Below are 9,142 nucleotides of genomic sequence, written 5' to 3'. Positions count from 1 at the left end.
GGTTGATGTTGCCCTCGACAGCGCCGGAGCTATGCGGCAGGGACAGGCCGTTGCGGACGGCGTCGAAGTCGCGGCGGAGGTTGCGGGCGAAGGACGCCAGCGGGGCCAGGTTGTCCTGTTCGGCTCCGCTGATCCAGTCCTCGAGGCGGTCACCGTCGCGTCCGGTCATCATCGCGGCGAACTTCCTGACGTGACCGGTGAGCCGGTCCAGCTCGGGATCGCGCTCACGCATCCGGTGGAGCTTGTCGGCGTTCTCGTCCCGCAGGTGCTCGGGATGCGTCATGATCCAGGAGGTGACCTCGCGGACCGATGGAGGNCATCATCGCGGCGAACTTCCTGACGTGACCGGTGAGCCGGTCCAGCTCGGGATCGCGCTCACGCATCCGGTGGAGCTTGTCGGCGTTCTCGTCCCGCAGGTGCTCGGGATGCGTCATGATCCAGGAGGTGACCTCGCGGACCGATGGAGGGGGATCGCCGAGGTAAGCCCAGAAGCCGCCAGTAGTTGATCTTGGGGTTCGGGCTGTCGTCGGCCGTCACCCATTCAGCTCAGTGTCGTTGGTGGTGATGTTGACCGTCGTCTGGGCCGGGGTGGGTTGTGACCTCGATCGAACGGACCGCGTATCCGCGGTTCAAGCGGCTGATCACCGCGCATGAGCTGCATCTGTTCTTCGCGCCGACCCGGGAGGAGGCGGCGTGGGCGGCTGAGCGGATGGATTCCGACAGCCATCAGCTCGCGCTGCTGCTGGCGTTGAAGTCCTATCAGCGGATGGGCCGGTTCCCGAAGCCGGACGAATACCCGGAGATGGTGGTCGACTTCGTCCGCCGCGCGGTGGAGCTGCCGGAAGGGACCGTGCCGTTGTGGGCAACGGGCCGGACGGCGGAGCGGCAGCGTACGGAGGTGCGCCGCCGGGTGGGGGCGACTTACGACCAGGCCGAGGCCCGCCGGATCGCGGAGGGATCGATCCGGAAGGAGGCCGCGGCGAAGAACCGCCCGGCGGACCTGATCAACATCGCGTTGGAGAGGGTCGTGGGGGCCGGGCTGGAGGTGCCGGCGTTCTCCACCCTCGACGCGATGGCCTCGACGGTCCGCAAAGAGGTGAACGCGTCGATCTGCACGGGCATCCACGACCGGATAGGCGCGGTAGAACGGGCGGGTCTGCTGCGGTTGTTGGAGGAACGCGACTCGGATGGCACCACGCAATACAACCGGCTGAAGAAGTCCGCGCAGAGCCCGACCTGGTCGCACTTCAAGCGGCTGATCACGCATCTGGACTGGGTGGACGCCCTGGGCGACACCGGCGTGTGGATGGACGGTGTCGCCTCGCGGAAGGTCACGGACTTCGCCGGGGAGGCGGACGCGGCGGACGCCTCCGAACTCAAGGCGTACGTGCCGGTCAAGCGGGTCGCGCTGATGGCGTGTCTGGCGCACAAGGCGCGGATGCGGGTCCGTGACGAGTTGGCGCTGATGTTCTGCAAGCGCATGGGCACGAAGGTCAAGAGGGCGAAGGAGGAACTGGAGGAGATCCGGCTCGCCGAGCGGGAGATGACCGAGGCTTTGATCGGCAACTACCGCAGTGTGCTCAAGGACATCGACGACGGCGGCCCGGCCCAGGCCGCGCTGGCGAAGGCCGGTGAGATGACCGCCGGGGCCGTGGCCGCCCTTCAGGGGCTGGACGAACAGGCGTCGATTGAGGAGGTCGCCCGGCGCCTGGGCGGCGAGGTCTCCCCGGCCGTCCTCGCCCTGATGAAGGCCCTGCTGGTGCAGGCCGGCGGGCTCTCCACGGTCACGAAGACCGTGGAGAGCTTCGGCGGGTTCGCGAAGCAGTACGAGCAGATCGAGAAGGTCTCCGCCCACCACGGCAACTTCTGGGAGGTGCTGCTGTACGGGCAGATCGGCCGGGACCGGGCGCTGATGTTCGACCTGGCCGAGAAGCTTCAGTTCACCGCCACCTCGCAGGACGGGCGGGTGCTGGACGCGCTCGCGCACGCACAGCGCAACGAAGCCGCCCGCCGCGAGTACATCAGCGCGATCGGCGAGGACGGCAGGCGCATCGACATCTCCTTCGCCACGCAGAACTGGCAGAAGGCCGTGGTCGACAAGACCCGCCCTGGGCAGTTCGTCCGCAAGCACTTCGAGGCGATGGTCTTCACCTGCCTCGCCGAGGAACTGCGCACCGGCGACGTGGCAGTGGTCGGCTCGGAGGAGTACGCCGACTGGTCGGGGCAGCTGCTTGCGTGGGAGGTCGTCGAGGAGAAGCTGCCCGCCTACCTGGTGGAGGTCGGGCTGTGCGAGGAGGGCGAGGCCGACGGGTTTGACGCCGTGTCCTTCCGCCGCCAGTTGGAGGACCGGCTGCGGGCCGCCGCCGCGGCGGCGGACGCCGGGTACCCGGACAACGAGAGCCTGGTCATCGACCCGTCCACCGGCATCCCCTCGCTCAAGGCGCACCGCTCGGAGGGACAGCGCCCGTCGGCGAAGCGGCTGGAGCAGGAGATCAAGGCGAGGATGCCGGAGCGCACGCTGATCGGGATCTGTGCCCGGACCGCGTACTGGGTGGAGTGGTGGCGCCGTTTCGGGCCACCGTCGGGCAACGACCCGAAACTTGCCGACCCGTTCGGCCGGTACGTGCTCACCACCTTCGTCAAGGGCACCAACATGGGCCCGTACGAGGCGGCCCGCCACATCCCGGGGGTGAGCGGGCATGAGCTGGCGTACACGGCGAACCGGCACTTCTCCCTCGTGCTGCTCAACGAGGCCATCGCCGACCTGGTCAACGCGCACGCGCGCCTCGACATCTCGCAGGCGTGGGGCGACGGGACCGCCGTGGCCGCGGACGGCACCCACATGGATACCTACCTCGACAACCTGCTGGCCGAGACGTCCGTCCGGTACGGCAAGCCCGGAGGCATCGCTTACCACCACATCTCGGACACCTACATCGCGCTGTTCACGCACTTCATTCCGTGCGGAGTGTGGGAGGCCGTCTACATCATCGAGGGCCTGCTCAAGAACTCCTCCGAGGTCAAGCCCACCACCGTGCACGCGGACACTCAGGGCCAGTCGCTGCCTGTCTTCACCTTGGCGCACCTGCTGGGCTTCGACCTGATGCCGAGGATCAGGAACTGGAAAGGGCTGACCTTCTACCGGCCCAGCAAGACCACCGAGTACGTGCACATCGACGCCCTGTTCGGCGAGGCCGGGAAGAACGTCATCGACTTCGACCTGATCGAGTCCCAGTTCCGCCACCTGATGCGGGTGGCGATCTCCGTACGCGAAGGCGCGCTCTCCTCGGCCACGCTGCTCAAGCGGCTCCGGTCCGGCTCGCACAAGAACGCCACCTATACCGCCTTCCGCGAGGTCGGCCGCGTGATCCGTACGGTGCAGCTGCTGCGGTATCTGACGGATGCGCCGCTTCGCCGGCGGGTGACCGCGGCGACGAACAAGGTGGAGTCGTTCAACCGGTTCTCCCAGTGGGTCGGCTTCGGCAACCAGGGCGTCATCGCCGACAACGACCCTGTCGAGCAGGAGAAGGCGATGAAATTCAACGCCCTGCTCACGAACGCCGTGATCTTCCACAACGCCCTCGACATCGCCGAGATCGTCCGCCAGCTCCTGGAAGAGGGATGGGAGATCGACCCCGAGGACCTGGCCCACATCTCGCCGTACCTGACCGAGCACATCAAGCGGTTCGGCGAGTACAGCACGCATGAACTCGGCATTCAGCCGGAGGCGTACGACCCGAAGCTGGACGTCGACTTCACCCTGCTCCGGGAACAGGACCTGACTGCTGCCGGGCTCGACCAAGCGGCCTGACCCAGCCCAGAGGGTGCGTGACGGCTCATCAGGCCTCATGGGCGCGCGGTGTGCCGAACGGGTGAATCAGCTGGTCAGACCACCTCCAGACACGTCACGTATGTATCAATCAGCCGACTATGGGATGGTGACCAGCCGGACGACCTTTTGCCAATGACGACGTCACCCTTCCCAGAGCCGCAACCACCACCCTGGCCGCACTGCGGGCACGGCGCCGACGAAGAGAATCCAATCGGCTGCCCCGGGATCCTGGTCCGTGATTACACCAGGTGCCTGGCCCACCTGGCAGACGCCGAGCGCACCGAGTACCTCGACAGCCTGAGTCCGGGTTCCGACATCGACCACCGTGGAACCCTCTTCGTTGGGGGTCCTCTCGATGACATTCTCAGGACCCTCGACGACTCGCGCCTCGACGGGAGACACCGCAGCACCCCCTTCTCCGAAAGCCTTCTCGACGACATCCTTAAGGCCCTCTGGGACGCTGACGCTGGGAAACCAAAATTTGGTAGAGCCGACTTCAGAGCAGCTACCTTCACCGGCGACGCCGACTTCAGAGCAGCTACCTTCACCGGCGACGCCGACTTCAGAGGCGCGGACTTCACCGGCGCCGTCAACTTCAGCGGGACGTTCTTCATGAGAGACGCCTACTTCGGCGGCGGAGCGAGCTTCGGGTTGCCCACCGGGGACGACGACTGGTTCCTCAACTACGCCAGCTTCAGAGAGGCGATCTTCGGCGGCGATGCCAACTTCAAAGGAGCGATTTTCAGCGGCGACGCTGAGTTTACCCGTGCGGTGTTTGAGAAGGAGTTGTCGTTTGGGCCGCTGCTGTGTCGGCGGGACGTCCTTGTGTCGGGCGCGGTATTCGAAGCACCGGTGACCATGATGGTTGCGGCACGTGGGGTGCGTTGTGAGCGGGCGCGCTTCAAATCGACAGCCACTCTGCGTCTTCGCTACGCGACCGTCGACCTCACTGACGCGGTCCTCTCTTTCCCCGTCGCTGTCACGGCTCATCCCGCCCCCTTCACTACAGCCCTCGGCAAGACGATCCCCGAGAAATATCTGACGGTCGCCGATTCTGGAGTCCGAGTGACTTCGGTGCGTGGGGTAGACGCCGCCCACCTGGTCCTCACCGACACCGACCTGAGTGATTGCCTGTTCTCCGGGGCTTTTCACCTTGACCAGCTTCGCCTAGAAGGCAGCTGCACTTTCCCCCCGCCTCCCACCGGCTTCCACCGCTGGCATCGCGCAGTGCCCTACCGGTGGAGCCGTCGACGCACCCTGGCCGAAGAACACCACTGGCGCGCCCTTGAGGCCAACCAATCTGCCCCAGAACCAGGGCAACCTTTGTCACCCCGTAACTGGCGCACTGGACCACACCACCCCGCCTCGGATCTCACCCCTGCACCCGAGGACGTAACCGCCATCTACCGGCAGTTGCGTAAAGCTTTCGAGGACGGCAAGAACGAGCCTGGCGCGGCGGACTTCTACTACGGTGAGATGGAGATGCGCCGCCACAGTCGCGATGCGCCAGCCAGTGAACGATGGCTGCTGACTGCATATTGGCTGCTTGCTGGTTACGGACTACGTGCTTCCCGGGCCTTGGTCTCGCTGGCGGTTGCGATAGCTCTCACCATGTTGAGCCTCATGTTGTGGGGCCTGCCCACCCGAGCGCCTCTACCAACGGCTACGGGCACGCTTGATGAACACAGGATCACGCTGAGTACGAACAAGCCCGACCTAGCCATTCATGGTCAGCTCATGACCCTCCCGCGGGCCGATAGAGCTGCCCGAGTCGTCATGAACTCCGTGATCTTCCGGACCTCTGGGCAGAACCTCACCCGAGCGGGCACTTACATCGAAATGGCATCCCGGCTCTTCGAGCCGATTCTGCTCCTCCTTGCTGTCCTTGCCATCCGGAACCGTGTCAAGCGCTAGATCCCTGATGCACCTACGGCTGTCTGCCGCAGTAAATGCCGGATTTACTGCGGCAGAGCCTCTATCGTGATCTTCGCGACCTGCGGTGGGGGTTTCCGGCCGCCGAGGTGAGGTGTACGCATTTACTGCGGCGGAGAAGTCCCGGGAGGGGTGGCGGGTGTCGGTCGAACTGGCGAGCGTCGAGGAGGGCGGGGGCGTGCTTCCGGCGCCGCGCGCCCGGGTGGTGCCCCTGTCCGCCCTTCCGGCCACGTACACCGCGGCGGTCGAGCGGTACCTCACCGGAGCGGGGATCGCGAAGTCTTCCGCGCGGATCTACCGGATTTCGCTGACGACGTGGGGGTGGATGGTCGCCGGGCGGCCGGCGCCGACCGGGCGGGCCCGCCGCGGCGCGAAGCCGCCCGCCGTCCCGGTCACCGTGATCGACGACCCGGGCCTGCCGGAGGTGCTGGCCGAGCTGGCCGCCGCGCGGGCGGACGAGATGGACGCCGACACGGTCAACCGGGAGCTGTCCATCGCGCGCAAGGCGATCGGCTGGTGGCAGCGCCAGGGCTGGATCACCTGCGATCCGACGATCGGCATCGAGCGGCGCCCGGCCCCGCCGGACCGGACCAAGGCCCTGTCCGAGAGCCAGATCACGGCCCTGTGGCGGCTGGACGCGGCGCTGCGGGAGAAGACCTTCTGGAAGATGCTCTACGAGTCGGCGGCTCGGGCCGATGAGGTGCTGTGCCTGAACGTGGAGGACCTGTACCCGCAGGACAAGCGCGGCAGGATCACCGCCAAGGGCGGGGCGACCGAGTGGATTCACTGGCAGTCCGGCACCGCCCAGCTCCTGCCCCGCCTGATCGCCGGCCGCACACGCGGGCCGCTGTTTCTCACCGGCCGCAAGGCTCCGGCCGGGACCGCGACGCTGGACGTGTGCGAGGAAACCAGCCGCGCCCGGCTCTCCTACCGCCGGGCGGAGGAGATCTTCGAGGAGTCCACCCGGCTGCTGGCCAACCCGCTCGCCCGGCCCGAGGACATCGAGGACCTGGAGGGGTGGACACTGCACCGGCTCAGGCACAGTGCGTTGACGCACGACGCGGAGAACGGCACGTCCACGCCGATGCTGCTGGCCCGCTCCCGGCACGCCTCCGTACGGTCCCTGGAACGCTACGCTCGCCCCGGAGTGGACGCGGTTGCCCGGCACGTCGCTGAGCGCGACCCCGCAGCCCGCCGACGGAGCTGATCACAGTGGGCTATGGCATGCTTCCGGCGTGTTTCGGTTGGCCTCCTTCTCGGGCTCACCAGCGGTACCCGTCACCAGGACCGGCGGCTCCGTGCCCTGGTGGCCCTCCGCGGCGGGCCACCGCCTCGCGTAGGACACCGGCGGCATGCCGCGAATAGGCTCTCTTCAGTAGAACGTCAAGAGCCGCTCCGGAGGGGGACAAGCGTGAGTGAGAGTGCGCGGCCGCAGACACACGCCGGAGTCGGCAGGCGGCTGCCGACGCAGACGTGGCGGCCGGAGAAGCGGCGCGCTTTCCTCGGCAGGTTCGCCCCGGCCTTCTACGATGAGGCGAACCCCCATCAGGTGTACGGGTACGACCGTCCCAATGCGGTGCTGGAGAACGCGGTTGGGCTCATGCTGTGCTACGACGAGCTGTGGTTCCTGAGCCGCGACCTGTGCCCTGCGGACATGCAGGAACTGGACTTCGTTCGGTTCGTGTCCGACGACGCGGAGCTGTCGAAGACCGCTCGTGAGGTGTTCCGTGCGCGCCAGGAGGACCTGCGCCGCGAGTTCGCCGAGTGGAGTGACGACGCGCGCCGACCGCACCTGCGGGCAGCAGCGATAGCCGGGGACCTCGGCAGATTCTCCGACTGGCAGGCGTGGCAGAAGCAGCAGGGACACGCACAGTACCGGGGGCAGTCGCAACGCCATCGGTATCTGCGGGATCACCTAACTGCGGCCATGGACCGCGCTGGACACATCACGTCGCTGCGGCCACGCACCGACTACGACGCGATCGCACAGCACGCACAGGCGCCCGGCGACCAGCTTTCGACAGCAGCACAGACCCTGCTCAGGAGCCGGGAACTGGCAGACCTCGACCAGATGGCCGAGTGGTCCGTTGCCGATGCCCTCCAACTCGGCCCTATGGACTGCATCGTGAACACCGGCTCGGCGATCCTGCTGGCTCCTCCGCAGAGCAACCCGGACGACGACGTGCAGTTCGAGACCTACAAGATCGACGCCATCGAGAAGATCCTCCACCTGCGCAGCACGGACACTCTCACTCCGCGCGGCGTCTATGACGACTACATCGCCGAGCTCCGCAAGGACAAGCGGATCAAGGATCTGCGGCAGTTTCTGGCGGGCCGCCCGTCCCCGGACGGCTCTGCTGCCACGCTGGCCGCAGAGGTCGAGAAGGCTATCGAGGCCCACCAGCGCGAGGCCCTCCGGCGGATGCACCGGCCGGCGATCCTGCGGACCCTCGCGAGCATGGCTCTCGGAGCAGGAGCCAACCAGTTGCTCCCCGGTCTTGGGAGTGTGCTCAGCGCCATGGTGAACGCCGACCGAACCATCTCGGACTTCAAGTTCAGAGGGGACACCCGGTGGGCAATGTTCGTCGTCAATGCCCAGAAGACCAGGCAGGAAGAGGAGAGCTGACGGGCGGCCACCGGAGGCAGCTACGGGGCTTATCTTGCCGTCTGGCCGCGGGGTGCCAGGCGTTCCGACTCCGCCCCGGCCGACGAAGCTGACGCGTTCAGGTACTGCCACGGCACGTTTCCCGCGCACTGGACTCCGGGTTCGTCCTCGCGCGGGCCTCGACCGGGCTGACTGGCGGGTCGCCGCTCGTTAGCGGCACCCCCACGTCGCCGAACGCGACCCCGCCGCCCGCCGGAAGCGCTGACGCTTCCAAGATCAACTATTGGCGGCTTCTGGGCTCACCTCGGCGATACCCCATGGAGGCTTGGGCCCCGGGGCGGGTGCGTGTCCACGCCCTGTGCGGTAGCGCCGCAGGTGACGCTGGACGGCGAGCTCGCCGCCGGGATAGCCGAGTTCCTGGATCTCCCGGTAGAGCTGTGCAGCGTTTCTGACGCCTTCGTTCCAGCGNATGGAGGCTTGGGCCCCGGGGCGGGTGCGTGTCCACGCCCTGTGCGGTAGCGCCGCAGGTGACGCTGGACGGCGAGCTCGCCGCCGGGATAGCCGAGTTCCTGGATCTCCCGGTAGAGCTGTGCAGCGTTTCTGACGCCTTCGTTCCAGCGTCGGTGCAGGTAGCCGATGTACGGGTCGACGACGTGCGCCCGCTGCAGATTCTTGGCGACGACATCGTCGGCAGAGCGAGCATTCACCAGTTTGCGGACGGTGGCCTGGTGCAGCCCGAGTTCCCGGCCAATCGCAGCCTTCGACATCCCCTG

General features: G+C 67.1%; 6 protein-coding genes. 5 read left to right on the top strand and 1 reads right to left on the bottom strand.

Annotated features, from left to right (window positions below):
- Positions 1-283: transposase (locus QCN29_RS36115; protein ID WP_279933493.1), on the bottom strand; the 283-nt coding region annotated here is incomplete at its 3' end.
- 312 nt (positions 284-595) lie between these two features.
- On the opposite strand from QCN29_RS36115, the gene QCN29_RS36110 reads away from it, so the two are divergent.
- From QCN29_RS36110 to QCN29_RS36090, 5 genes are all read left to right on the top strand, one after another.
- Positions 596-3,811, top strand: a complete 3,216-nt coding sequence (locus tag QCN29_RS36110) for a Tn3 family transposase (RefSeq protein WP_279933492.1) — start codon at positions 596-598, stop codon at positions 3,809-3,811.
- Positions 3,812-3,964: 153 nt separating this feature from the next.
- Positions 3,965-5,746: a pentapeptide repeat-containing protein gene (locus tag QCN29_RS36105; protein WP_279933491.1), complete on the top strand. Its 1,782-nt coding sequence runs from the start codon at positions 3,965-3,967 to the stop codon at positions 5,744-5,746.
- 112 nt (positions 5,747-5,858) lie between these two features.
- Positions 5,859-6,971 (top strand): tyrosine-type recombinase/integrase, encoded by a 1,113-nt coding sequence (locus QCN29_RS36100; protein ID WP_279933490.1) that lies wholly within the window; start codon positions 5,859-5,861, stop codon positions 6,969-6,971.
- 204 nt (positions 6,972-7,175) lie between these two features.
- The gene (locus QCN29_RS36095; protein WP_279933489.1) at positions 7,176-8,390 is read left to right on the top strand and encodes a hypothetical protein; all 1,215 of its coding nucleotides are present in this window, start codon (positions 7,176-7,178) and stop codon (positions 8,388-8,390) included.
- 506 nt (positions 8,391-8,896) lie between these two features.
- Positions 8,897-9,142, top strand: a 246-nt coding sequence (locus QCN29_RS36090) for a hypothetical protein (protein WP_279933488.1), incomplete at its 3' end; no start/stop codon positions are given.

The sequence above is a fragment of the Streptomyces chengmaiensis genome, from assembly GCF_029846775.1.
GTDB lineage: Bacteria > Actinomycetota > Actinomycetes > Streptomycetales > Streptomycetaceae > Streptomyces > Streptomyces chengmaiensis.
Note: the sequence above shows the minus strand (reverse complement) of the source record. Positions and strands in the feature narration are given on the sequence as shown.